Origin of the sequence: Zestomonas carbonaria (genome assembly GCF_904061905.1) — a bacterium.
GTDB lineage: Bacteria > Pseudomonadota > Gammaproteobacteria > Pseudomonadales > Pseudomonadaceae > Aquipseudomonas > Aquipseudomonas carbonaria.
This window is the reverse complement of record NZ_CAJFCI010000080.1, coordinates 307,914-333,736: the sequence shown is the minus strand read 5'-3', so window position 1 is coordinate 333,736 and position 25,823 is coordinate 307,914. Positions and strand designations below refer to the sequence as shown.

Genomic DNA, 25,823 nt, shown 5'->3' with positions numbered 1-25,823 from the left:
CCCCCCGCCTGGCTCTCTGCTCGCGATCCAATCACCTAAGCCAACAACGCCACCGCCTTCACCTGTGCCCATAGCTGCTGGCCGGGATGCAGGCCGAGGTGGTCGCGCGAGTAGCGGGTGATGCGCGCCAGCAGCGGCGTGCCGTCCACCTCCAGGCGCACCAGTACGTGGGCGCCGCTGCCGGCCGGGGTTTCGCCGATCACGGTGGCCGGCAGCAGGTTGAGGATGCTGCTGTGTTCCTGGCGTTGCAGGCTCAGGCTGACGTCACGCGCCTGGATCTTGCAGCGCAAGGGACGCCCTGGCGCCAGCGGCTTGTGCGCCACGCGCAGGACCTGCCGGCTGCCCGGCAGCTCGAGGCTGAGCAGGTCGTAGGCCGAGTCATGGCCGGCGACCCGTCCCTCGATCACCACCCCCGCGTCGTCGGTCAGGGCGGTCGGCAGGTCCAGGCGCGCCAGGGTTTCGCCGATCGGCCCGCAGGCCAGGACACTGCCCAGCTCGAACAGCACCAGATGATCGGCCAGCCGCGCCACCTCATCCGGTGCGTGGCTGACGTACAGCACCGGGATGTCCAGTTCATCGTGCAAGCGTTCTAGGTAGGGCAGGATCTCGCCCTTGAGCTTGAGGTCGAGCGCCGCCAGCGGCTCGTCGAGCAGCAGCAGCCGCGGGCTGGTGAGCAAGGCGCGGGCGATGCCGACACGCTGCCGCTCGCCGCCGGACAGGCGATCCGGCATGCGTTCGAGCAGGTGGCCGATCCCCAGCAGCTCCACCGCCTGTTCCTGGCCGACCCGCCGCTGCTCCGCCAGAATGCGCCGGTAGCCGTACTCCAGGTTGCGGCGCACCGTCAGGTGCTCGAACAGGCTGGCCTCCTGGAACACGTAGCCCAGGGCGCGCTTGTGGGTGGGCAGCAGCAGCCGCGAGGCGCTGTCCTGCCACAGTTCGCCGTTGACCCGCAGGAAGCCCTGCCCCGCTCGTTCGAGGCCGGCGATGCAGCGCAGCAGACTGGTCTTGCCCGAGCCGGACGGCCCGAACAGCGCGGTCACCCCGCGCCCCGGCAGGCGCAGATCGACATCCAGCACGAACTCCGGGTAATCGAGGCGGAAACGCGCCTCGATCCCCTCATGCTCAAGCGTCATTCAATTTCCCCAACCCGGCTTGATTCGCTTCGAAGAATACAGCGCCAACAGGATCAGGAAGGAGAACACCAGCATGCCTCCGGCCAGCCAGTGCGCCTGGACGTACTCCATGGCCTCGACGCGGTCGTAGATCTGTACCGAAACCACCCGGGTCTTCTCCGGGATGTTGCCGCCGATCATCAGCACCACGCCGAACTCGCCGACGGTATGGGCGAAGCCGAGGATGCTGGCGGTGACCAGGCCAGGCTTGGCGAGCGGCAAGGCAACGGTGAAGAAGCTGTCCCAGGGCCCCGCGCGCAGGGTCGCGGCCACCTCCAGCGGGCGCGGGCCGATGGAGGAGAACGAGTTCTGCAGCGGCTGCACCACGAACGGCAGCGAGTAGATCATCGAGCCCACCACTAGGCCGGCGAAGGTGAACGGCAGCACGCCCAGACCCATGCTCTGGGTCAACTGGCCGATAGGCCCGTGCGGGCCCATGCTAACCAGCAGGTAGAAGCCGATCACCGTCGGCGGCAATACCAGCGGCAGCGCCACCACGGCCCCCACCACGCCCTTGAGGCGCGAACGGGTGTTCGCCAGCCACCAGGCGATAGGCGTGCCGACCACCAGCAACAGCAGCGTGGTCAGCGTCGCCAGCTTGATGGTCAGCCAGATCGCGGCAAGGTCGGCGGGACCCAATGGCATGAGGGAGGGCTCAGCGGCTGTAGCCGTAGGACTCGATCACCTTGCCGGCCTGTTCACCCTTGAGGTATTCGACGAATGCCTTGGCCGCCGGGTTGTCCTTGCCCTTGGCGAGGATCACCGCATCCTGGCGGATCGGCTCATGCAGCTCGGCCGGCACGATCCAGGCGGAGCCGCCGGTGACCTGGCCGTCCTTGTAGATCTGCGAGAGCGCGACGAAGCCCAGCTCGGCGTTACCACTGGCAACGAACTGATGCGCCTGGGTGATGTTCTGCCCTTCCACCAGCTTGCCGGCCACCGCCTGGCGCAGCCCCAGGTGGTCGAGCACCTGGGTCGCCGCCAGGCCGTAGGGAGCGGTCTTCGGGTTGGCGATGGACAGGTGGCGGTAATCCTGGCGCTTGAGCACCTCGCCCTGGTCGTCCACGTAGCCTTCCTTCGCCGACCACAGCGCCAGGGTGCCGATCGCGTAGGTGAAGCGCGAACCGGCGACCGTCTCGCCTTCCTGGTCCAGCTTGGCGGGCGTGGAGTCGTCGGCGGAGAGGAACACCTCGAAGGGCGCGCCGTTCTTGATCTGTGCATAGAACTGACCAGTGGCGCCGAAGGACGTCACCAGCTTGTGCCCGGTGGTTTTCTCGAAGTCCTCGGTCATCGCCTGCACCGGGCCGGTGAAGTTGGCGGCGACCGCCACCTGCACTTCGTCGGCGACGGCGCTGTGCAGCAGGCCCGCGGAAAACAGTCCGAACAGGACGGGAATGAAACGACGGTGCATGGCTGGCTCCTTGTTGTTGTACGGCAATTCGCTATATCAAAAACTATATAGCGAGTCCTGTGGCCAGCCAAGCGAAATAAACTTTTCTATATAGCCCTACCTCTCACCATCAAGACACTGCCCTGTAGGAGCAAGCTCTGCTCGCGAAGCTCTTGATCGCGAGCAGAGGACCGTGGCGCCCTAGCGGCGCAGCAGGCGCAAGCCGTTGAACACCACCAGCAGGCTGACGCCCATGTCGGCGAACACCGCCATCCACAGGGTCGCCTCGCCCGTGATCGCGATGGCCAGGAACAGCGCCTTGACGCCCAGGGACAGGGCGATGTTCTGCTTGAGGATGCGCGCCGTGTCGCGGGACAGCCGGACGAAGGTGGCCAGCTTGCGCAGGTCGTCGTCCATCACCGCCACGTCGGCGGTCTCGATGGCGCTGTCGCTGCCCGCCGCGCCCATTGCGTAGCCGATGTCCGCGCGGGCCAGGGCCGGCGCGTCGTTGATGCCGTCGCCGACCATGCCGACCACATGCCCCTGTGCCTGCAACGCCTCGATGGCGCTCAGCTTGTCGGCCGGCAGCAGGTTGCCACGGGTTTCGTCGATGCCCACCGCGCTGCCGATGGTTTCCGCCGTGTGCGGGTTGTCGCCGCTCAGCATCAGGCTGCGAATGCCCAGCGCGTGCAGTTCGGCAAGCGCCTCGCGGCTGCCCGGCTTGACCGTGTCGGCCACCGCGAACAGCGCCAGCACGCGGTCCTCGGCACACAGCAGGACGACGCTCTTGCCCTGCCGTTCGAGACGTTCCAGGCGCGCCTCCAGGGCCGGCGAGCACAACCCCAGGTCCTCGACCAGCCGGTGGTTGCCAAGATGGTAGGCACGCCCATCCACCTCGCCGCGACTGCCACGACCGGGCAACGCTTCGAAGGCGCTCACCGGCAGGCTGTCGATGCCGTCCTGCTCGGCCTGGCGAGCCAGCGCCAGGGATACCGGGTGATCGGAACGCGATGCCAGGCTGGCGGCGACCGCCCGGGCATGCGCCTCGGTTTCTACCTCCAGCACCTCGAAATCGGTCTGCGCCGGACGGCCGTGGGTGATGGTGCCGGTCTTGTCGAGGGCCAGCACATCGAGCTTGCCGCCACTCTCCAGGTACACCCCGCCCTTGATCAGCAGGCCATGCCGCGCGGCGGCGGCCAGGCCGCTGACGATGGTCACCGGGGTGGAGATCACCAGCGCGCAGGGGCACGCCACCACCAGCAGCACCAGGGCACGGTACAGCCAGTCCAGCCAGGCGCCGTCGAACAGCGGCGGCAGCAGCGCGACCAGCACGGCGAGGACGAACACCGCCGGCGTGTAGATGCGCGAGAAACGGTCGACGAAGCGCTGGGTCGGCGCCTTGGCGCCCTGAGCCTCCTCGACGCTGTGGATGATCCGCGCCAGGGTGCTGTCGCCAGCCAGCGCGGTGACCCGGTACTCCATCTCGCCGGCCTGGTTGATGGTGCCGGCAAACAGCGGATCGCCGACGCCCTTCTCCACCGGCAGGCTTTCCCCGGTGATCGGCGCCTGGTCGACGCTGGAACGCCCCTCGACCACCTCGCCGTCCAGGCCGATGCGCTCGCCGGGACGCACTCGCACCCGTGCGCCGAGGGGCACATCGCTGACCGCCATCTCGAGCCAAGCGCCATCCGCCTGCTGCACCGTCGCCCGCTCCGGGGTCAACGCCATCAGCCCACGGATCGCCTGGCGCGCACGGTCCAGCGAGCGCGCCTCGATGCGTTCGGCGATCACGAACAGCACCATCACCATGGCCGCTTCCGGCCACTCGCCGATCAGCACCGCACCGGTCACTGCGATACTCATCAATGCATTGATGTTCAGGTTGCGGTTCTTCAGCGCCACCCAGCCCTTGCGGTAGGTGCCCAGGCCGCAAGCGAGGATGGCCGCCAGTGCCAGGCTGGCGACCACCCACTCCGGCGCCCGGCCGGAGAAATGCAGGACTTCGGCGAACAGCGCGGCAAGACCGGCCAGCGCCAACGGCCAGTTGCGCTGGGGCCGTTCCGCTGCGTCGTCATCCGGTTCGGCGCCTTCGAGCAGCGGCGTGAAGCCCAGCTCGCGAATGGCTTCCAGCGCCGCTTCCAAGGCGCCGGGCCGATGGTGAATGCCGAGCACCCGCTGCAACAGGTTGAACTCCAGGGCGAGCACGCCGGGCATGTCGGCCAGGCGGCCACGGATCAGCGCTTCCTCGGTCGGGCAGTCCATCTGCTGGATGCGCACCCGGCTCAGGCGAGCGTCCTTGGCGACGTCCTGGGTCGGCACGGCGGTATTCGCCCGGGGTTTCCGATCGTCGCTCGGATGATGGTGTTGGTGTCCGCAGCAATCGGTCATGGAACAACTCCTTGTCTGTAGTTGTTGCCGAGTTAACACCCTGTAGTCACTATAGGGTCAAGCACCTTGAGGAACCCGTCATGAAAATCGGCGAACTGGCCAGGCTGACCGACTGCGCGGTGGAAACCATCCGCTACTACGAGCGCGAAGGCCTGCTGCCGCCACCGGCGCGCGGCGAGAACAACTACCGCTCCTATGGCGAGGCGCATGTCGAACGGCTGATCTTCATCCGCAACTGCCGCAGCCTGGACATGACCCACGAAGAGATCAGGCGCCTGCTGGAACTGCGCGAACAACCCCGCGCCGGCTGCGCCGACGCCAACGCGCTGGTCGACGAACACATCGCCCATGTGCGCACACGCATCGCCAGCCTCCAGGCGATGGAGCAACAACTACTGGAACTGCGCCAGCGCTGCCAGGCAGGCGGCGAGGCCTGCGGCATCCTGCAACGGCTGAACGAAGCCGGCGCGGTCGAGGATGTCGCCCCGGCCGGGCATTCGCATGTGGGCAATAGCCACGGGCATTGAGGCTGGAGGCTGGAGGCTGGAGGCTGGAGGCTGGAGGCTGGAGGCTGGACAGCGTTCCGGCCATGCACCTTCTGCGTCAAACCTTTTCGCGGCCATGGACCGCTCCTACAGGTCAACATCGGTGCCGACCTGTAGGAGCGCGCCATGCGCGCGATCCCCGGCAACACAAAAGCATCGCCAGCAAGCTGGCTCCTACAGAAGCGCCACGGTGGGCTGAAGCCCACCCTACCCCGCGTATGCAGGAGATTCGGGTAGGGGGCGCCGCGCACCGATGGGGATGCAACACCTGCGTTTCCGACGAACCACCCTACCCGCCTCTGGGTAAACGGTGCGCGCGGCGCACCCTACAAAAGCCGAGCGCTCTTTCGTCCAGCCTTCCAGCCTCCAGCGCTCTTACCGGCTTTTGAGCGTTCAGGCCAGCTCGGCGACCACCGCCGCCAGGGCCTTGGCCGGGTCGGCGGCCTGGGTGATCGGGCGGCCGATCACCAGGTAGTCGGAGCCGGCGTCCAGGGCCTGGCGGGGGGTGAGGATGCGGCGCTGGTCGTCCTGGGCGCTGCCGGCCGGGCGGATGCCCGGGGTGACCAGTTGCAGCGCCGGATGCGCGGCCTTCAGTGCCGGAGCTTCCTGGGCCGAACAGACCAGGCCGTCCATGCCGGCTTTCTCGGCCAGCGCGGCGAGGCGCAGCACCTGCACTTGCGGCTCGACGTCCAGGCCGATGCCGGCCAGGTCCTCGCGCTCCATGCTGGTCAGCACGGTGACGCCGATCAGCAGCGGTTTCGGCCCGTTGAACCCTTCCAGCGTCTCTCGGCAGGCCGCCATCATCCGCAGGCCGCCGGAGCAGTGCACGTTGACCATCCACACGCCCATCTCGGCGGCGGCCTTGACCGCCATCGCCGTGGTGTTGGGGATGTCGTGGAATTTCAGGTCGAGGAACACCTCGAAGCCCTTGCCACGCAGCGTCTCGACGATGCCCGCCGCACAACTGGTGAACAGCTCCTTGCCGACCTTGACCCGGCACAGCCTGGGGTCGAGCTGGTCGGCGATAGCCAGGGCGGCCTCGCGGGTGGGGAAGTCGAGGGCGACGATGATCGGAGTCTGGCAGGCGGACATGGCGGGCTCTCAGCAAGTCGAAAACGGCGCGCATTGTAGCGGAAGCGGCGCCCACTGTGCCGCTCCGCCGAGAACCGGCCAGGGTCCGTCAGGCACTCAGCCGGTCGCGCAGGCGCCCAAGCATGCCCAGCAGGCTGCCGACCCGCTCCTTCTCGCGTTCATCGCGGGGCGTCTCGGCAAGGCGGGTGACCGGCACCGCCGGCTGCAGGCGCCACAGTTGCGCCTGTTCGGCCGCCGCGCGCAGGCCTTTCTCGAAGAGGCCCCGACGCACCGGCTTGGGCAGGTAGCGGAAGATCTGCGCCTCGTTGATCAGCTTGAGCAGCGCCTGGGTATCGCGGAATGTCGTCACCACCAGGCTCAGCAGCCGGGGATGGGCCTGGGCCAGGCTCTTGAGCAGCGGCGCGGTGTCTTCGCCGGCCAGCTTCAAGTCGCTGACCAGGATGTCCACCTCCTCGGCGTTGAGCATCCGCATGGCCTCGGCCAGGCTGCCCGCTCGCAGCAGGCGATGACCGCCGGCCGAACAGAAGTCGCCGACCACCGACAGGGTCCCGGCGGCATCGTCGAGCAACAGCAGGGTCAGCGATACGCCCGACCCGCTGGCCGCCGGCGGCGTGGACGCCTGCACCTGGCGCGCGGCGATCTCCGCCGTCTGGCGCAGGGTGAACGCCATTTCCTGCGGGTCCCAGGGCTTGGTCAGGTAGCGGAAGATGCCGCCACTGTTGAGTGCCTCGACCGCCGCGTCGAGGTCAGAATAGCCGGTGAGCAGGATTCGCAAGGTCTCCGGCGCCTCCTCGCGTGCCCGCGCCAACAGCTCGGCACCGGTCATCCGTGGCATGCGCTGATCGCTGACCAGGATATGTACCTGCTCGCTGCGCAACCGCTCCAGGGCGCGCAAGGGGTCGGTCTCGGTGAGTACCACATAGTCCCGGCGGAACTGCATGGCCAGGCTGCGCAGGATGCGCTCCTCGTCGTCGACGAACAGTATTCGGATTGCAGCGGACATCTAGGCGCTCCTCTTCATGGCGGCCACCCGCAGGTGAGGCAGACTGATCAGAAAACGGGTTCCGCGCCCCGGCTCGGAGGCCACGCGGATCTGCCCGCCATGGTCCTGGACGATCTTGTAGCTGATCGACAATCCCAGGCCGGTTCCCTGCCCCACGGGCTTGGTGGTGAAGAAGGGATCGAAGATCTTCGCCATCACCTCCGGCGGCATGCCCCGGCCGCTGTCGCGTACCGAGATGTACAAGCCATCGTCGTCGGCCCAACTGCGGATGCGGATCAGCCCCCGGCCGTCGATGGCCTGGGCGGCGTTGGTCAGCAGGTTGAGCAGCACCTGGTTGATCTGCGACGGCGCGCAGGCGATGCGCGGCAGCTCGCCGAGCTGCTGCTCGACCTCGGCCTTGTCCTTGATGTGGTTGCGGGCGATCAGCAGCGCGCTGCGGATGCAGTCGTTGAGATCGACCTCCTCGCTCATGGCGCGGTCGAGCCGGGCGAAGTCCTTGAGACCGACCACCAGTTCGGCGATCTGCTCGAGGCCGTAGAGGGTGTCGCCGAACAGTTGCCGGAAGTCGGCCTCGAGCAATTCCGGCGCGGCCAGCTCCCGGGCCTCGGCGGCGTCCCGCAGGGCCGCGGCCAGGCGCTCCTCGTCGCACCCGGGATCGGCCAGGCAGCCGGCCAGGGTCGCCTGTGCGCGGGCCAGCTCGAAGATCGGCGCACTGAGCTCGCGCAGCAGTTGCACGTTGTTCTTCACGTACCCCAGCGGCGTATTGAGCTCGTGGGCGACGCCGGCGACCATCTGCCCGAGCGAGGCCATCTTCTCCGATTGCAGCAACTGCACCTGGGACTCCTTGAGGTCCACCAGCGCCTTGCGCAGCACCCGGTTGCGCTGGCCGATGCGCGCCTCCATGGCCTTGAGCAGGTCCAGCACCGTGCCCAGCCCGCAATAGCGGCCCTCGGCGTCGACCAGGATGAAGTCCTCGGTGATGGGGTACTGCAATTGGCCGGTGACCTGCTTGGCGGCGTCTTCCAGGCTGGTTTCCAGGCTGACCACCAGTGGCTCGGGGTTCATCACCTCGCGCACCGGATGGCGCCCACGCAGGTCGCGGCCAAAGCGCTGCATGAAGATGTCCTGCAAGCGGGTGCGGCTGACCAGGCCCAGCGGGCGGCTTTCGGCATCCACCACCGGCAGCGAGAGAAAGGCCTTGTGCTCGGGCGTGAGCAGACGCTCGGCCACCTCGTTGATACTCAGCTCAGGCGGCAGTGGCACCACGGGCCTGAGCAGGCGCGCGAGTGCGCTGGTGGTGGTCATCGGCAGCCTCCCCGTTGCAGGAAAGCCGCCATTCAAGCAGCATCAGATTGCCATCACGTGACACTTGTGCGACAGCCGAAGCGCCTGACAAGGCACGCCGGCGGCGCTATGGTGGCGGAACCCCAACGGAGGGAGAACGAAGATGCCCTGGTATGCCTGGCTGATCCTGATCCTCGCGCTCGGCTCCATCGTCGGCGGCCTGCTGATGCTGCGCGACACGGCGAAGAAACTGCCGCTGAGCGAAGAACAGCTCAAGCGCATCCATCAACGCAATCTCGAACAGGACGCCAAGGACGCGGAAGACCGCTGAGCGCCTGCCCCCTCGGTAAGCCGCTCCGCCCTACTCGCGCACGCTGATGTGATAGGGCGCGAAAATATCCGCGAGCCTGCCCTGCGCCCGCAGGGTATCCAGCAGCGCCCCCAGCGTCTGCGCATCGATAGGCGAACGCGGTCGCAGCAGCGCCTGGTGGCGGTAGACCTGGTCGATCCGCTCGGAAACCAGTAGCTGGCCGGCATCGGGATCGCTACGGCGATAGACCTCGAAGTAGGAACGGGTCACCGGGGCTATGTCGGCACGGCCGCGCAGCACCATCTTCAGGTTGCTGTCGTGGGAGTAGGTCAAGGTGGCACGGAACTGCTCGACCAGCCGATGCGGCGTGGCGTCGAAGCCGGCGAAGGCATAGTGGTAGCCGCTGAACAGGGCCATGCGCTTGCCTTCCAGGTCGTCGAAGTAATCCTGGCCGCGACCGGTCTCGGCGCGGGCGACGAACACCTCGCTGTCCTCCAGCCCCATGTCCAGGGCGATATGCGGTATGTCCTGCCAGTCCCATTGCGGGTTCTCGAACATCATCATGTCGATGCGTCCTTCGCGGAGATCCCGGTATCGGCGCGGCAGCGAGGTCGGGACGGCGACGAAGCGGTAGTCGTCCTGGAGCGTATTGAGCGCCGCCAGCAAATCGCCGAGCAGCCCGAGGTCACCCCCTTGCTCGGGGCGCTCGGCATAAGGCGGGAAATGCGCCGCCCCGACACGTACTTCCTGCCCAGCCGCCAGCGGGAGGCTGCACAACGCGAAAAACAGCAGCGACAGCGGCTGGAGCCAGGAGCGCACGGCAAGCAGCATGGAAACGACGACCTGCGGAAGAGTTTGACTCAGGCTAGCCCACGGAATATCAACTGGCCAGTATCAGGATTCCTTTATCACCAGGGTCAAGGCTTCCTCGGCCAGTTGATCGAGCGTCATCGAGCCTTCGGCGCGGTACCAGGTGTTGGTCCAGGACAGCGCGCCGGTCAGGAAACGCCGCAGGATGAACGGATCGCCGGTGCAGTAGCCGGCGCTCTTCGCCTCGCTGAGCACTTCGAGCCAGAGCTGCTCGTAGGCGTCGCGCAGGGCGAGGATATGGGCCTGGCCCTCCTCCGACAGCGAGCGCCACTCGAACACCAGCACCGCCATGGCCTCCCCGGTGCCGCCGATGATCGATTGCAGCTCGCAGCGGATCAGCGCCAGCACCCGCTCGCGCACCGTGCCCGCCTCGGCCAGCGCCGCATGCATCAGCGCCGTGTTGTAGAGGATGGTCTCCTCCATCACCGAGCAGAGGATTTCGTCCTTGCTCTTGAAGTGGTGGAAGATGCTGCCGGACTGGATGCCCACCGCGCTGGCAAGGTCGCGCACCGTGGTGCGCTCGAAGCCCTTGTTGCGAAACAGGTGCGCCGCCGTCTGCAGCAGCTTGCCGCGCGGGCTCTCCGGGTCCGTCACCTGCCCGCTTTCGACCAGTTCGCGAAGTACGGCACGGGACTTCTGTTCATCCACTTTCACTCACCCTCCCATCCGACGGCCCTTGCCGTCGCCTCATGGGGCGCAATCTATGCGCTGGCACCCCACCCAAGCAAGCGCTTGGCCATTCTTTGGTTGGGAAATTATCTCGGCGGGGCTTCCAAACCAAGCGCTTGCTTGGTAATGTCGGAATCACTTCGTATGTGACGGGACAACTCCAATGACCAAAACCGTACGCATCGGCTGCGCCTCCGCCTTCTGGGGCGACACCTCCACCGCCGCCGCGCAACTGGTGCGCGGCGCCGAGCTGGATTACCTGGTGTTCGACTACCTGGCCGAGATCACCATGTCGATCATGGCCGGCGCCCGCATGAAGAACCCCGAGGCCGGCTACGCCACCGATTTCGTCGAAGTCCTGGCGCCGCTGTTGCAGGACATCGCGGCGAAGAACGTCCGCGTGATCAGCAACGCCGGCGGGGTCAACCCGGACGGTTGCGCACGCGCCCTGGCCGCCGCCTGCGCCCAGGCCGGCGTGGACCTGAAGATCGCCGTGCTGCACGGCGACAACCTGCAACCGCAGCTCGGCGAACTGGCCAAGGCCGGCGTCACCGAGATGTTCAGCGGCGCCCCGCTACCGCCGATCTGCGTGTCGGTGAACGCCTACCTGGGCGCGCCGGGCATCGTCGAGGCGCTGAAGCTCGGCGCCGACATCGTGATCACCGGCCGGGTGGTCGACAGCGCGGTGGTCAGCGCGGCGCTGGTGCACGAGTTCGGCTGGGCCTGGAACGACTACGACAAGCTCGCCCAGGCGGCCCTCGCCGGCCACATCATCGAATGCGGCGCGCAGTGCACCGGCGGCAACTTCACCGACTGGGAGTCGGTGCCGGACTACGAACACATCGGCTTCCCGATCGTGGAAGTGGAAGGCGACGGCCGTTTCGTCGTGACCAAGCCGGAAGGTTCCGGCGGCTTGGTCACGCCTTTTACCGTGGGCGAGCAGATGCTCTACGAGATAGGCGATCCGCGCGCCTACCTGCTGCCCGACGTGACCTGCGATTTCACCCGCGTGACCCTCGAGCAGGCCGGCCCCGGCCGGGTACTGCTGCAAGGCGCGCGCGGCCTGCCGCCGAACGACCGCTACAAGGTCAGCGCCACCTGGCCGGACGGTTTCCGCTGCACCGCCAGCTTCGTCATGGCCGGCATCGACGCGGTGCGCAAGGCCGAACGGGTCGGCCAGGCGATCTTCGCCAGGACCCGCGAGATGTTCGCCGAGCGCGGCTGGGGCGACTATCGCGAGACCGCCGTCGACATCCTCGGCAGCGAGTCCACCTACGGCCCGCACGCGCGACGTGGCGACAGCCGCGAAGTGGTCCTGCGCCTGTCCGCCCGGCATGCGAAGAAGGAAGCGCTGACCCTGTTCTCCCGCGAGATCGCCCAGGCCGCCACCGGCATGGCGCCGGGCCTGACCGGCAGCGCCGGCGGGCGCGCCGGGGTCAGCCCGGTGATCCGCTTGTTCTCGTTCCTGATCGACAAGCACGCCTGCCATCTGGAAGTCGCCTTCGGCGAGCAGCGCCAGGCGGTCGCCCTGCCCGACCTGGAAAACCTCGACCCGGCCGACCTGCCCGAGCCACTGGAACCGGACGCCCCGCAAGGCGTGGCCGACGCCAGCGTGCCGCTGATCGCGCTGGCCGTGGCGCGCTCCGGCGACAAGGGCAACCACAGCAACATTGGCGTGATGGCGCGCAAACCCGAGTACCTGCCGTGGATCGCCGCCGCGCTCTCCGTCGAGAACGTCGCCGAGTGGATGGAACACGTGCTCGACCCGCAGACCGGTCGCGTGTCGCGCTGGTACCTGCCGGGCAGCCACAGCCTGAACTTCCTGCTGGAAAACGCGCTCGGCGGCGGCGGTATCGCCAGCCTGCGCAGCGACCCGCAGGGCAAGGCCTTCGCCCAGCAGTTGCTGGAAATGCCGGTGGCGGTGCCACAGGCGCTGGCCAAGTCTTTGTAGGGTGGATGACGCTTTTTTTCATCCACCGGCTTCTGGTGGACAACGCGACGCGGTTGTCCACCCTACGATGAGGACGATACCGCAGATGAGCTACGACTCCGTATTCAAACCCGGCCTGTTCGCCGGCCAGACCATCCTGGTCACCGGCGGCGGCAGCGGCATCGGCCGCTGCACCGCCCACGAACTGGCGTCGCTCGGCGCCCATGTGGTGCTGGTCGGGCGCAAGGCCGAGAAGCTGGAGGCCACCGCCGCCGAGATCGCCGAGGACGACGGCAGCGTCGGTTGGCACGCCTGCGACATCCGTGACGAGGAAGCGGTCAAGGCCATGGTCGCGGCGGTGATCGCCGAGCGCGGGCCGATCCACCACCTGGTCAACAACGCCGGCGGCCAGTTCCCCTCCCCGCTCGCCTCGATCAACCAGAAGGGCTTCGAGGCGGTGGTCAGGACCAACCTGGTGGGCGGCTTCCTGGTCGCCCGCGAGGTGTTCAACCAGTCGATGAGCAAGACCGGCGGCGGCATCGTCAACATGCTCGCCGACATGTGGGGCGGCATGCCCGGCATGGGCCACTCCGGCGCGGCGCGCGCGGGCATGGAGAACTTCACCAAGACCGCCGCCGTCGAGTGGGGCCACGCCGGCGTGCGGGTCAACGCGGTGGCGCCGGGCTGGATCGCCTCCAGCGGCATGGACACCTACGAAGGCGCCTTCCGGGCGATCATCCCGACCCTGCGCGAGCACGTGCCGCTCAAGCGCATCGGCACCGAGTCGGAAGTCGCCGCCGCCATCGTCTTCCTGCTATCCCCCGGCGCAGCCTTCATCAGCGGCACCACCATCCGCATCGACGGCGCCGCCAGCCAGGGCAGCCGCGCCTTCCCGCTGGTCAAGGGCAAGCCGGGACAGAGCCAGTCCTACAATGGCTTCCACCGGGCCTACCTGCCCGACGTCTTGAAAGAGGAATGAGCCGATGCCGGTGATCCGATCCGAGCTGGACGTGCACGGCGAAGCCTTCGCGCAGAACCGCGAAGCCATGCTCGCCGCTGTGGCGGGCTTCCGCGAAGTCGAACGCAAGGTGCTGGACAAGGCCGCCGAGGCCAGGCCGAAGTTCGTCAAGCGCGGCCAGTTGCTGCCCCGCGAGCGCCTGAACCTGCTGCTCGACCCCGGCGCGCCGTTCCTCGAACTGTGCTCGCTGGCCGGCTACAAGCTGCACGACGACAAGGACGGCACCCAGGCCGGCGGCGGCATCATCGCCGGCATCGGCTACATCGCCGGCGTGCGCTGCCTGGTCAGCGCCAGCAACAGCGCGATCAAGGGCGGCACCATCTCGCCCACCGGGCTGAAGAAGACCCTGCGCCTGCAACAGATCGCCATGGAGAACAAGCTGCCGCTGGTGGCGCTGACCGAAAGCGGCGGCGCCAACCTCAACTACGCGGCGGACATCTTCGTCGAAGGCGCGCGCGGCTTCGCCAACCAGGCGCGGATGTCCGCCATGGGTATCCCGCAGGTCACCGTGGTGCACGGCTCGTCCACCGCCGGCGGGGCCTACCAGCCGGGCCTGTCCGACTACGTGGTGGTGGTGCGCGGCAAGGCCAAGATGTTCCTCGCCGGCCCGCCGCTGCTCAAGGCCGCCACCGGCGAAGTGGCCAACGACGAACAACTGGGCGGCGCCGAGATGCACGCCCAGGTGGCCGGCACCGCCGAGTACCTGGCCGAGAACGACGCCGACGGCGTGCGCATCGCCCGCGAAATCCTCGCCATGCTGCCGTGGAACGCCCAGTTGCCGGCGCGCCCGCAACGCAACTGGCAGGAACCGCTGTACCCGGCCGAGGAACTGCTCGGCGTGGTCCCGGCCGACGCCAAGAAGCCCTACGACGTGCGCGAGATCATCGCGCGGATCGCCGATGGCTCGGAATTCCTCGACTTCAAGAACGAATTCGACAGCCAGACCGTCTGCGGCCACCTGCGGATCGAAGGCCAGCCCTGCGGCTTCATCGGCAACAACGGACCGATCACCCCGCAGGGCGCGGCGAAGGCGGCGCAGTTCATCCAGCTTTGCGAACAGAGCAACACGCCGATCCTGTTCTTCCACAACACCACCGGCTTCATGGTCGGCACCGAGTCGGAACAGCAGGGCGTGATCAAGCACGGCTCGAAGTTGATCCAGGCGGTGGCCAACGCCACGGTGCCCAAGCTGACCATCGTGGTCGGCGGCTCTTACGGCGCCGGCAACTACGCCATGTGCGGCCGGGGGCTCGACCCGCGTTTCATCTTCGCCTGGCCGAACAGCCGCACCGCCGTGATGGGCGGCGCCCAGGCCGGCAAGGTGCTGCGCATCGTCACCGAGGAGAAGCACGCCAAGGAGGGCAAGGAGCCGGACCTGAAGATGCTCGACATGCTCGAACAGATGACCGCCCAGAAGCTCGACAGCCAGTCCACCGCGCTGTACGGCACTGCCAGCCTGTGGGACGACGGCCTGATCGACCCGCGCGACACCCGCAAGCTGCTCGGTTACCTGCTGGACATCTGTGCCGAGGCGGCCGTGCGGCCGCTGAAGAGGAACACCTTCGGGGTGGCGAGACTTTAGGGACGGAGAGAGGAAAGGTGTTCAGGTCAGGCACCGTCCCTCACCCCCGGCCCCTCTCCCGGGGGGAGAGGGGAGCAAAAGCAACCGCGTCGCCGGAGTGCATCACGACAGCCGGCACGTACGAACCAGTCCCTCTCCCATTCATGGGAGAGGGCGAGGGAGAGGGAACGGTGTTCAGGTCGGGCACCGCCCCTCACCCCCGGCCCCTCTCCCGGGGGGAGAGGGGAGCAACAGCAACCGCGTCGCCGGAATGCACCACGACAGCCGGCACGCACGAACCAGTCCCCTCTCCCTCCGGGAGAGGGCTAGGGAGAGGGCCGGACGGTCCCCCGACGAATACCCTTCGAGGAGAACAAGAAAATGATCTTCACCCAGGAACATGAAGAAATCCGCCGCACGGTCCGTAACTTCGTCGACAAGGAAATCAACCCGCACGTCGACCAATGGGAGAAAGACGGCCGCTTCCCGATCCACGACATCTTCAAGAAGGCCGGCGAACTGGGCCTGCTGGGTATCTCCAAGCCGGAGAAATTCGGCGGCATGGGCCTGGACTACAGCTACTCGATCGTCGCCGCCGAAGAACTCGGCACCATCCATTGCGGCGGCATCCCCATGTCCATCGGCGTGCAGACCGACATGTGCACCCCCGCCCTCGCCCGCTTCGGCTCCGACGAGCTGCGCGAGGAGTTCCTGCGCCCCGCCATCACCGGCGAGATGGTCGGCTGCATCGGCGTCTCCGAAGTGGGCGCCGGCTCCGACGTGGCCGGGCTGAAGACCACCGCGCGCAAGGACGGCGACGACTACGTGATCAACGGCAGCAAGATGTGGATCACCAACTCGCCGTCGGCCGACTTCATGTGCCTGCTGGCCAACACATCGGACGACAAACCGCACGTCAACAAGTCGCTGATCATGGTGCCGATGAACACGCCGGGCATCAGCCTCAGCCCGCACCTGGACAAGCTTGGCATGCGCAGCTCGGAGACCGCCCAGGTGTTCTTCGACGACGTCCGCGTACCGCAGCGCTACCGCATCGGCGCGGAAGGCGCCGGCTTCATGATGCAGATGCTGCAGTTCCAGGAAGAGCGCCTGTACGGCTCGGCCAACATGATCAAGGGCCTGGAGCACTGCGTCGACGTCACCATCGAGTACTGCAAGGAACGCAAGACCTTCGGCAACGCGCTGATCGACAACCAGGTCATCCACTTCCGCCTGGCCGAACTGATGACCGAGATCGAAGCGCTGCGCGCCCTGGTCTACCGGGCCACCGAGCTGTACGTCAGCGGCAAGGACGTCACCCGCCTCGCCTCCATGGCCAAGCTCAAGGCCGGCCGCCTGGGCCGCGAGGTCACCGACGCCTGCCTGCAGTACTGGGGTGGCCAGGGCTTCATGTGGGACAACCCGGTATCCCGCGCCTACCGTGACACCCGCCTGGTCTCCATCGGCGGCGGCGCGGACGAGATCATGCTGGGCATCATCTGCAAGCTGATGGGCATCCTCCCGGGCAAGAAGAAAGGCTGACGCTCCACTCCGAATCGATGAGGAACCCGGCATGAGCGAACTGCCGAACTGCGAAACCCTGCTGCTGGAACGTGATGGCGGCGTCCTGCACGTCACCCTGAACCGCCCGGACAGCCGCAATGCCATGAGCCTGGCGATGGTCCGGGAGCTGCGCGCCGTGCTCACCGCCGTGCGTGACGACGAAAGCGTGCGCGCCCTGGTGCTGCGCGGTGCCGGCGGGCACTTCTGCGCCGGCGGCGATATCAAGGACATGGCCGGCGCGCGCGCCAGGGGCATCGACGCCTACCGCGAGCTGAACCGCGCCTTCGGCAGCCTGCTGGAAGAAGCCCAGCGCGCACCGCTGGCCCTGGTCGCCGTGCTGGAAGGCGCGGTGCTCGGCGGCGGCTTCGGCCTGGCCTGCGTCTCCGACATCGCCATCGCCCACGCCGAGGCGCGCTTCGGCCTGCCGGAAACCACCCTCGGCATCCTCCCGGCGCAGATCGCCCCCTTCGTCGCCAAGCGCATCGGCCTCACCCAGGCCCGCCGCCTGGCGCTGACCGCCGCCCGCTTCGACGGCACCGAGGCGCTGCGCCTCGGCCTGGTGCACTACTGCGAAGCGGACGCCGATGCCGTGGAAGGACGCCTCGCCCAGGTGCTGGAACAGATCCGCCAGTGCGCGCCGCGCGCCAATGCGGCGACCAAGGCGCTGCTGCTGGCCACCGAGAACGAACCGCTCGGCCCGCTGCTGGACAGCGCCGCCGAACAGTTCGCCAAGGCGGTGACCGGAGAGGAAGGCGCCGAAGGGACGCAGGCGTTCGTGCAGAAACGTAAGCCGAAGTGGGCGGAATAGAGAAACTCCGCCCCTCACCCCAACCTTCTCCCGGAGGGAGAGGGAGCTGTTCGATGTCGCGGTCTGCCTGGGTGCTATCCCGCGACTCCGTTCGTTCCCCTCTCCCTCCGGGAGAGGGGCCAGGGGTGAGGGAAAGCCCTCTCCCCGCAGCACGGACAGTCGAGCAGCCCGGACCACGTCGACAGTACACCGTAGGGTGGATGTCGCCTTTCACATCCACCGCAACACCACCGGTGGATCGATGAAGCGCGATCCACCCTACGCAAACGCAGACCGTAGCCCGGATGCAATCCGGGAGCCGACAACAGCAGGAGCATGAAGATGCCCGCCTTCACCAAGATCCTCATCGCCAACCGTGGCGAGATCGCCTGCCGGGTGATCCGTACCGCCCACGCGCTGGGCTACCGCAGCGTGGCGGTGTACTCCGAGGCCGACGCCGACGCGCGCCACGTGCGACTGGCCGACGAAGCGGTGTGCATCGGCCCGGCACCGGTCGGCCAGTCGTACCTGAAGCTCGACGCCATCCTCAACGCCGCGCGCCGCACCGGCGCCGACGCCATCCACCCCGGCTACGGCTTCCTCTCCGAAAACGCCGAATTCGCCCGCGCCTGCGAAGCCACCGGCATCGTCTTCATCGGCCCGAGCGTCGAAGCCATCCACCTGATGGGCAGCAAGCGCCTGTCGAAGATCGCCATGCTCGAAGCTGGCGTGCCCTGCATTCCCGGCTACGAAGGCGCCGAACAGGACGACGAGACGCTGACCCGCGAGGCGGCGCACATCGGCTACCCGCTGATGATCAAGGCCAGCGCCGGTGGCGGTGGTCGCGGCATGCGCCTGGTCCACGATCCGGAGCACCTGGCCGCGCAACTCCGGACCGCGCGCTCCGAAGCGCAGAACGCCTTCGGCTCCGGCGAACTGATTCTCGAGAAAGCGGTGATCCAGCCTCGCCACGTGGAAATCCAGGTGTTCGGCGACCAGCACGGCAACATCGTCTACCTGGGCGAACGCGACTGCTCGGTGCAGCGCCGCCACCAGAAAGTCATCGAGGAAGCGCCCTGTCCGGTGATGACGCCCGAACTGCGCAAGGCCATGGGCGAGGCGGCGGTGAAGGCCGCCGGTGCGGTCAACTACGTCGGCGCCGGCACCGTGGAGTTCCTGCTGGACGCCAACGGCACCTTCTACTTCCTGGAAATGAACACCCGCCTGCAGGTCGAGCACCCGGTCACCGAACTGGTCACCGGCCAGGACCTGGTGGCCTGGCAGATCCGCGTCGCCGAAGGCCAGCCGCTGCCGCTCCGCCAGGAGGAAATCCGCCTGAGCGGGCACGCCATCGAAGTGCGCCTGTACGCCGAAGACAGCGCCCACGACTTCCTGCCGCAGACCGGCGAGGTCCTGCGTTGGGAGCCGGCCCTGCTGGACGGCATCCGCATCGACCACGGCCTCGTCGAGGGCCAGCCGGTGACGCCCTTCTACGACCCGATGCTGGCCAAGCTGATCGCCTATGGCGAGACCCGCGACGACGCGCGGCGCAAGCTGGTCCGCGCCGTCGAGGATTGCGTGCTGCTCGGCGTCAACGGCAACCAGCGCTTCCTCGCCAACCTGCTGGCGCACCCCGGCTTCGCCGCCGGCAGCGCCACCACCGCGTTCATCGGCGAACACTTCGCCAACGACCCGAGCCTCACCCCGCAGCCGCCGACCGCCGCCGAACTGGCCGTCGCGGCCGTCCTGCTCTACCAGTCTTCGGCCCTGGCCCGCGCCCACCAGCATGGCCTGGCCGGCTGGCGCAACGTCGAAAACGCCCCCTGGTGCTTCATCCTCAAGCACGGCGAGCAGAAGCACGCCGTCGAACTGGGCGTCACCAGCAGTGGCGACCAACCGGGCTTCACCGCCCGTATCGGCGAGACCAGCCTGGAACTGACCCTGCTGGCCGCCGACGGCCGCTGGGCCACCGTGCTGGTCGACGGTGTACGCCGGAGCCTGGCCTACCATCAGGATGGCGAACGGCTGTGGCTGTACGGCCACAACGGCAACCTGGAACTGCTCGACGTCACCCACGAGCCGGCCAGCGGCCAGGACGCCGCCAGCTCCGGCACGGTGAAGGCGCCGATGGACGGCGCCATCGTCGAGGTGCTGGTCGGCGAAGGTGACAAGGTCGGCAAGGGCCAACTGCTGGTGGTGCTGGAGGCGATGAAGATGGAGCACCCGCTCAAGGCCGGCGTCGACGGCGTGATCCGCCGCGTCCAGGTGAGCAAGGGGGATCAGGTGAAGAACCGCCAGGTGCTGGTCGAAGTCGAGGCCGAGGACGCCTGACCCCATTTCCCGTAGGAGCGCGCCATGCGCGCGATCGCGGGCATGGCCCGCTCCTACGCACCCACCACAACCGGTGCGCTCCCCGCACCCCACAAGAACGAGGTGAACCATGTCCCTGCAAGGCAAGACCCTGTTCATCACCGGCGCCAGCCGTGGCATCGGCCGCGAGATCGCCCTGCGCGCGGCGCGTGACGGAGCCAACATCGTCATCGCGGCGAAGAGCGCCGAGCCGCATCCCAAGCTGGCCGGCACCATCTTCACCGTCGCCGAGGAAGTCGAGGCCGCCGGCGGCAAGGCGCTGCCCCTGCAACTGGACGTGCGCGACGAGAACGCCGTGCGCGAGGCCATGGCCAGGACCGCCGGACACTTCGGCGGCATCGACGCACTGGTCAACAACGCCGGGGCGATCAAGCTGGTCGGCGTCGAACACCTGGACCCCAAGCGCTTCGACCTGATGTTCCAGATAAACACCCGCGCGGTGATGGTCTGCAGCCAGGCCGCGCTGCCCTACCTCAAGCAGAGCGCCAACGGCCACATCCTCAGCCTGTCGCCGCCGCTCAACCTGGCGAGCAAATGGTTCGCCAGCCACGGCCCCTACACCGTCACCAAGTACGGCATGAGCATGCTCACCCTGGGCATGAGCGACGAGTTCAGGAAGTACGGCATCAGCGTCAACGCACTATGGCCACGGACCATCATCGCCACCGCCGCCATCGAGTTCGAGCTGGGCGGCCGCGACGTGTTCAAGTACGCCCGCAAGCCGGAGATCATGGCCGACGCCGCCCACGCCATCCTCTCCAGCACGGGGCGCTCGATCACCGGCCGCCTGCTGATCGACGACGAAATCCTCGCCGAGCAAGGCGTCAGCGACTTCGAGCAGTACCGCTACGACCCGGCCGGCGGCCCGCTGTCGACGGACCTGTTCCTCGACTGAGAAACCCGTAGGATGGGGGCAACCCATCGGTTCCAGAGCCGATGGGTTGCCCCCATCCTACCTGGCAACACCTCGTATTCGCCCATTTGACCTTTCCGGCACGCGCAAAGGTCATAGTCGCTCGTCCGGTCTACCCTTACATTCGCCACTGGCAAGATCGCCCACAACAACAAGCGCGAGAGCCATGTCCGACGCCGACCTGATCACCACCACCCGCTTCCTCGGCCGCCTGCCGGCCGTCGTCGCCCGTGCACCGCGCGCGCTGCGCGGCCTGTACTACACGGCCATCCGCAACCGCGAGAAGAATCTTTCCCTGGCCTGGGCGCTGGAGCGCGCCGCCCAGCTCAATCCGGACCGCCCGGCGCTCATGCAGGACCAACGCCTGCTCGGCTACGCCGCCTTCAACGCCTGGGCCAACCGCCTGGCGCGCGCCCTCCAGGCGGAAGGCGTGCGCCATGGCAGCGTGGTCGCGGTGATGCTGGAGAACCGCCTGGAAGTCCTCGCCGTGCTCGCCGCCCTGGCCAAGCTCGGCGCTGCCGGCGCGCTGATCAACACCACCCAGCGCGGCCACGTGCTGACCCACAGCCTGAACCTTGTCGAACCCAGCCACTTCGTGGTCGGCGAAGAACTGCACGCGGTCTTCGAGAGCGTGCGCGGCGACGTCGAAAACGCCGGCCGGCACTGCTACTGGCTGGCCGATCGCGACACCCTGGCCGAGCCCGGCGAAGCGCCGGCGGGCTGGCGCAACCTCGCCCTGCTCGCCCGTGGCCAGGCCGACGGCAACCTGCCGAGCAGCGCCCAGGTGCGCATGAAGGACGCCTGCTTCCTGATCTACACCTCCGGCACCACCGGCCTGCCCAAGGCCTCGATCATGAGCCATGGCAAGTGGATCAAGGCCTACGGCGGCTTCGGTCACTCCGGACTGGGCCTGACGACCGACGACGTGCTCTACCTGACCCTGCCCTGCTACCACAACAACGCCGTCACCGTGTGCTGGAGCGCCGCCCTCGCCGGCGGTGCGGCCATCGCCCTGCGCCGCCGGTTCTCCGCCAGCGCCTTCTGGCCGGACGTCGCCCGCTACCGCGCCACCTGCTTCGGCTACATCGGCGAGCTGTGCCGTTACCTGCTCAACCACCCGGAAAGCCCGGAAGAACGCGACAACAGCCTCACCTGCATGATCGGCAACGGCCTGCGCCCGTCGATCTGGAACGCGTTCAAGGAGCGCTTCGGCATCGAGCGGGTGGTGGAGTTCTACGCCTCCAGCGAGGGCAACATCGGCTTCACCAACGTCTTCAATTTCGACAACACCGTCGGTTTCTCCCCGGCGCCCTACGCCATCGTCCGCTACGACCTGGAAAACGACCGCCCGGTGCGCGGCAAGAAGGGCTTCATGGAGAAGGTCGGCAAGGGCGAGCCCGGCCTGCTGATCAGCGAAATCACCGAGAAATGGCCGTTCGACGGCTACACCGACCCGGCCAAGAGCGAGGCAGCGATCTTCCGTGACGTATTCAAGAAAGGTGACGCCTGGTTCAACACCGGCGACCTGATGCGCGACATCGGCTTCAAGCATGCCCAGTTCGTCGACCGCCTCGGCGACACCTTCCGCTGGAAGGGCGAAAACGTCTCCACCACCGAGGTGGAGAACGTCATCGCCGCCTTCCCCGGTATCGAGGACGCGGTGGTCTACGGCGTGGAAATCCCCGGCACCAACGGCCGCTGCGGCATGGCCGCGCTACGCCTGGGTCCTGGCGTCGAACTCGACTATGCCGCCCTCGCCGTCCACCTCGACCGCGAACTGCCGGCCTACGCGGTGCCGCTGTTCCTGCGCCTGCTCTCGCAGGTGGAGACCACCGGCACCTTCAAGTACAAGAAGACCGACCTCAAGAAAGTCGCCTTCGATCCACAGGCCGCTGGCGATCCGCTGTTCGTCCGGTTGCCCGGGGACAGCGGCTATCGCGTCCTGGACGAGCCGCTGTACTGGAACATCCAGCGCGGCGACTACAGGTTCTGAACCCTAACGCCACCGAACGCGTCGGGGTCGGCCGCCATGCCGGCCTCGGCCACGCCATCGAAAAAGCCACAGCCCCTGCTTAGTTACGCCACGGCTGCAAGTGACTGCTGTCCAGGCCATGCCATTGACCGGCACGCTTCAACTCTTCGGCAGGAAGCCAGAGTTTGCCGCTGGCCTGCAATGGCACCGTGCACAGCGCAAGCAACTCGCCCAACGCCAGACGCCGCGTCTGCCAGACTGGCGGCCTATCCTCAGGCTCCCAGTCGGTCGACTGCACCCGCCATTCCAGCTCCTCTGCATCGAAACGCAGGAAGTGCGGCATACAACCGATATGGTCGCCGGTGGCGCGCAGGCTACGCTCCTGCACATCTAGGAGCAGCAGGTACCACTGGTCGCTGTCCACCCGCTCCCTCGCACACAGGCGACGAATGTAACGGGTCAGTGCCAGGTACCGGCCATCCTCGGACCAGATCATCGAAGGGCCAAGATTTGCCAGCCCCAAACCCGATGCGGTGAGCAGGCAACCGCCGCCACGCGGCTCTCCCGGTCGCGGATAGCAGTCGGCATATTCGGTCTCGGCGCCGAACAACCAGGCGGCATCGCGCCCGGTAGGTGCTGGCAGAACGAACTCGCCATCAGCATTGGCCACCTGCGGGCGCCCCGCCAGACGCCAGTTCGGCAACACCTGCAGGTCATCCTCGGCAACCCGCAAGACAAGCCGGTCATAGTAAAGCCACGAGTCCGGATCATCGGCGACGAAGCGCGCTGCCCGTCCAGCCGCCGGGGCGGCATGATCGAAACGACGCAGTGGCGTGCTCCGCTCCTTCATGTCAAGACGTCCGACGATATGGACCAGACTGAGCACGTCGTCACGGAAATCCAGCAAGGTGGCGATCAGTAACTCGAAGGGAAACTCCAGCAGCCGGCGAAGCCGCAGATCCGCCACGCAGAGCCGGTGCGGTACCGCCGGTGCCTCGACAAAGGCCACCAGGGCCAGGTAGCGTCCGCAGTTGGAGACGCGGTGATCGATCAACCACTCGCCTTCCAGCACCCAGTCACCGACCCGGCAGGCATAAGCGCCCAGACGGCCATCGCGACTGTCACGACGCCATTCGAAACGTGGGCAGTCACCATTTTCCATTGGTTCCCCCAGGATCGCCCCCTCTCCGCGCCGCCCCTTTCCATCCAGAGGCAAGAGGCGGGTCAGGCGAGTACCGCGCCATTCGCCGAGCTGGATACGCCCCTCATCGTCATGGCCGATGCAGCTCTCCACATCGCTGAAGTATTGTCTCAACCCATAGCCAAAGTGCAGATGGTCGGGCCTCTGCAACCGCAGGTGACCATGCAGGAGAAGCTCGCTCTCGAGCAATTCGCTCGGTTCCTCCCAATTCAAGGCGGGCTCACCAGGTACACTGCCCCAAGGTGCGACCAGTTGCCTCCAGCCCTGGCCGGCCTGCCACAACCACAGCGGCGGTGGCCAATCTCCGTGCCAGCACCACTGGCGTTCGAAACTCCGGGCAAATGCCCGGCAAGCCACAGCCTGGCCATCGTTGCGCCACAACAGCACTTCAGTCACTGACATCAGAAGCCCACTAGGTTCGCCATCCAGTTCCAGGCGAAGGAGTGGTTTAAGCAGCGGCCCCAACGGCCTATCCAGCTCCCGCAGGGATTCCGGCACGTAAGGTAGCCCTCTCAGGCAATGGCCACCCTGGGGAGCAGGGAATTCGACAGGTTCCAGATCCAGAGAGAAGCCGGACTCCACCCACAGATCGCGAATAGGCACCAAATCCACCGCCTCACTCTGCCGCAGAATGTCGGCCAGCGCCATTCGATAGGGCTTGTTGCCCGTCAGCGGGCTATATCGGCCATAAATGGCCTCGTCGGTGAGTTCGTCTATCTCCCAGAACTCACCGATCCCCGCATTGCGATAAACGCACCGCTCCTGACGATCCAGGATCAACATCCCCCAGGTGCCGCGACTGGGTAACGGCGCGGCAAAATAGCGACCACTGGAGGAGAAACACGCAGAAGCCCCCAGTCCTTCCAGCAGAACACCGTCGGGGAAGAGGTAGCAACCGAAGGTCGGCCCGCCCATGGCAATCTCCCCCCAGGCGAAGGTACGAACCCTTTCTCCCTCGGGGGTCAGCAAATCGCCACCTTCCCAGGCACTCCTGCCCTGCGTGGACGTCCCCTCCGTGCTTTCCGGCAGGACCTTGGCCAGTCCCAGACGCCTCTGCAGGGAGGATGACAGGATTATCCCAACGATCAGCAGCACAAAGCCCAGCCCCAGCCCCCACCAGCTCGACAGCCAGTAGCAAACGGAAAAACTGAGACCGAACACCCCCATGTCCATCAGCGAACTGCAGGTGTGGGCCAGGCGCATCCAGCGCAGGCGTACCGCAGCCCAGCTGGCCAGCGCCGCCAGCAGCACGGTCCCCAGAGCGAATGGGGGCGGCAGCAGGGTCAGCGCAGCAATGGGCGCAATCAGCTTGAACAGCTCCCAGACGAGCGCGAACAAAGCCCGCACCAACTGGAAAACCAAAGAAAGGAAGGATTCATCCGACTCGGTGGACACAGCGACGCAGCTCCTTGCGTTCATGAAGGGAGCCGCAGTTTAGCCAAGGCACGTCCCGTGCACACCACGCGCGGCTCGACCTTTCTGTACGCCAGGCGCCCCAACAGCCTGACCAGGCTATCGGGGAAAATCACTTTCGATGCACAGGCCGGCGGCGATCCGCTCGGCAACAGCGGCTATCGTGTGCTGGACGAGCCGCTGTACTGGAATATCCAGCGTGGCGACTATCCGTTCTGAGCCATATTCCCGGCAAGTCGTGGGATGGGTGCAACCCATCGGTTCCGATGGTGATGGGTTTCACCCATCCTACAAAGCTGGCCACGCCAGCTTTTTCGCGGCCATGGGCCGCTCCTACGGTCTCGACCTGTAGGAGCGCGCCATGCGCGCGAT

General features: G+C 67.1%; 21 protein-coding genes. 11 read left to right on the top strand and 10 right to left on the bottom strand.

Annotated elements, in window-relative coordinates; all coding sequences use genetic code 11:
- Positions 1–35: 35 nt before the first annotated feature.
- From modC to PSEWESI4_RS22520, 4 genes are all read right to left on the bottom strand, one after another.
- On the bottom strand, positions 36–1,133 hold the full coding sequence (gene modC / locus PSEWESI4_RS22535; RefSeq protein ID WP_187673461.1) for a molybdenum ABC transporter ATP-binding protein: 1,098 nt from the start codon (positions 1,131–1,133) through the stop codon (positions 36–38).
- Positions 1,134–1,817, bottom strand: a complete 684-nt coding sequence (gene modB, locus PSEWESI4_RS22530; protein WP_187673460.1) for a molybdate ABC transporter permease subunit — start codon at positions 1,815–1,817, stop codon at positions 1,134–1,136.
- Between the two features lie 10 nt (positions 1,818–1,827).
- Positions 1,828–2,583 (bottom strand): molybdate ABC transporter substrate-binding protein, encoded by a 756-nt coding sequence (modA, locus tag PSEWESI4_RS22525; RefSeq protein ID WP_187673459.1) that lies wholly within the window; start codon positions 2,581–2,583, stop codon positions 1,828–1,830.
- Positions 2,584–2,763: 180 nt separating this feature from the next.
- Positions 2,764–4,950 carry a heavy metal translocating P-type ATPase gene (locus PSEWESI4_RS22520; protein ID WP_187673458.1) on the bottom strand — a complete coding sequence of 729 codons (2,187 nt, stop codon included), beginning with the start codon at positions 4,948–4,950 and terminating at the stop codon, positions 2,764–2,766.
- Between the two features lie 80 nt (positions 4,951–5,030).
- Between PSEWESI4_RS22520 and cadR the strand changes: the two genes are divergently transcribed.
- Positions 5,031–5,477 carry a Cd(II)/Pb(II)-responsive transcriptional regulator gene (gene cadR, locus PSEWESI4_RS22515; protein ID WP_187673457.1) on the top strand — a complete coding sequence of 149 codons (447 nt, stop codon included), beginning with the start codon at positions 5,031–5,033 and terminating at the stop codon, positions 5,475–5,477.
- 411 nt (positions 5,478–5,888) lie between these two features.
- On the opposite strand, the gene pyrF is transcribed toward cadR, so the two are convergent.
- The 3 genes from pyrF to PSEWESI4_RS22500 form a co-directional block, all read right to left on the bottom strand.
- Positions 5,889–6,587 (bottom strand): orotidine-5'-phosphate decarboxylase, encoded by a 699-nt coding sequence (gene pyrF, locus PSEWESI4_RS22510; RefSeq protein ID WP_187673456.1) that lies wholly within the window; start codon positions 6,585–6,587, stop codon positions 5,889–5,891.
- Positions 6,588–6,675: 88 nt separating this feature from the next.
- Complete coding sequence (locus tag PSEWESI4_RS22505; protein ID WP_187673455.1) at positions 6,676–7,590, bottom strand: response regulator; 915 nt, start codon at positions 7,588–7,590, stop codon at positions 6,676–6,678.
- The gene (locus PSEWESI4_RS22500; RefSeq protein WP_187673454.1) at positions 7,591–8,895 is read right to left on the bottom strand and encodes an ATP-binding protein; all 1,305 of its coding nucleotides are present in this window, start codon (positions 8,893–8,895) and stop codon (positions 7,591–7,593) included.
- A 142-nt stretch (positions 8,896–9,037) separates the two neighbouring features.
- On the opposite strand from PSEWESI4_RS22500, the gene PSEWESI4_RS22495 reads away from it, so the two are divergent.
- Positions 9,038–9,205 (top strand): DUF2897 family protein, encoded by a 168-nt coding sequence (locus tag PSEWESI4_RS22495; protein WP_187673453.1) that lies wholly within the window; start codon positions 9,038–9,040, stop codon positions 9,203–9,205.
- 30 nt (positions 9,206–9,235) lie between these two features.
- Here the strand turns inward: PSEWESI4_RS22495 and PSEWESI4_RS22490 are convergent, their stop codons facing one another.
- Both PSEWESI4_RS22490 and PSEWESI4_RS22485 read right to left on the bottom strand, forming a co-directional pair.
- Entirely contained in the window at positions 9,236–10,015 is a 780-nt protein-coding gene (locus PSEWESI4_RS22490; protein WP_187673452.1) for a PhnD/SsuA/transferrin family substrate-binding protein, read from the bottom strand.
- A gap of 63 nt (positions 10,016–10,078) precedes the next feature.
- On the bottom strand, positions 10,079–10,702 hold the full coding sequence (locus PSEWESI4_RS22485; protein ID WP_187673476.1) for a TetR/AcrR family transcriptional regulator: 624 nt from the start codon (positions 10,700–10,702) through the stop codon (positions 10,079–10,081).
- 184 nt (positions 10,703–10,886) lie between these two features.
- Between PSEWESI4_RS22485 and PSEWESI4_RS22480 the strand changes: the two genes are divergently transcribed.
- The 8 genes from PSEWESI4_RS22480 (at position 10,887) to PSEWESI4_RS22445 (ending at position 22,858) form a co-directional block, all read left to right on the top strand.
- Complete coding sequence (locus tag PSEWESI4_RS22480) at positions 10,887–12,674, top strand: acyclic terpene utilization AtuA family protein (RefSeq protein ID WP_187673451.1); 1,788 nt, start codon at positions 10,887–10,889, stop codon at positions 12,672–12,674.
- Positions 12,675–12,759: 85 nt separating this feature from the next.
- Positions 12,760–13,632, top strand: coding sequence for an SDR family oxidoreductase (locus PSEWESI4_RS22475; protein WP_187673450.1), 873 nt, complete (start codon positions 12,760–12,762; stop codon positions 13,630–13,632).
- 4 nt (positions 13,633–13,636) lie between these two features.
- Positions 13,637–15,253: a geranyl-CoA carboxylase subunit beta gene (gene atuC, locus PSEWESI4_RS22470; RefSeq protein ID WP_187673449.1), complete on the top strand. Its 1,617-nt coding sequence runs from the start codon at positions 13,637–13,639 to the stop codon at positions 15,251–15,253.
- A 360-nt stretch (positions 15,254–15,613) separates the two neighbouring features.
- Positions 15,614–16,774 carry a citronellyl-CoA dehydrogenase gene (gene atuD / locus PSEWESI4_RS22465; protein WP_187673448.1) on the top strand — a complete coding sequence of 387 codons (1,161 nt, stop codon included), beginning with the start codon at positions 15,614–15,616 and terminating at the stop codon, positions 16,772–16,774.
- 31 nt (positions 16,775–16,805) lie between these two features.
- Positions 16,806–17,603 (top strand): isohexenylglutaconyl-CoA hydratase, encoded by a 798-nt coding sequence (gene atuE / locus PSEWESI4_RS22460; protein WP_187673447.1) that lies wholly within the window; start codon positions 16,806–16,808, stop codon positions 17,601–17,603.
- A 321-nt stretch (positions 17,604–17,924) separates the two neighbouring features.
- On the top strand, positions 17,925–19,913 hold the full coding sequence (atuF, locus tag PSEWESI4_RS22455) for a geranyl-CoA carboxylase subunit apha (RefSeq protein WP_187673446.1): 1,989 nt from the start codon (positions 17,925–17,927) through the stop codon (positions 19,911–19,913).
- A gap of 109 nt (positions 19,914–20,022) precedes the next feature.
- A complete protein-coding gene (locus PSEWESI4_RS22450) occupies positions 20,023–20,847 on the top strand; it encodes an SDR family oxidoreductase (protein WP_187673445.1) in 825 nt (274 codons plus the stop codon).
- 184 nt (positions 20,848–21,031) lie between these two features.
- Positions 21,032–22,858: a long-chain-acyl-CoA synthetase gene (locus tag PSEWESI4_RS22445; RefSeq protein WP_187673444.1), complete on the top strand. Its 1,827-nt coding sequence runs from the start codon at positions 21,032–21,034 to the stop codon at positions 22,856–22,858.
- A 79-nt stretch (positions 22,859–22,937) separates the two neighbouring features.
- On the opposite strand, the gene PSEWESI4_RS22440 is transcribed toward PSEWESI4_RS22445, so the two are convergent.
- Complete coding sequence (locus PSEWESI4_RS22440) at positions 22,938–25,433, bottom strand: hypothetical protein (protein ID WP_187673443.1); 2,496 nt, start codon at positions 25,431–25,433, stop codon at positions 22,938–22,940.
- Between the two features lie 57 nt (positions 25,434–25,490).
- Here PSEWESI4_RS22440 and PSEWESI4_RS22435 point away from each other — a divergent pair, with 57 nt between their 5' ends.
- Positions 25,491–25,670, top strand: a complete 180-nt coding sequence (locus PSEWESI4_RS22435; protein WP_187673442.1) for a hypothetical protein — start codon at positions 25,491–25,493, stop codon at positions 25,668–25,670.
- Positions 25,671–25,823 lie beyond the last annotated feature (153 nt).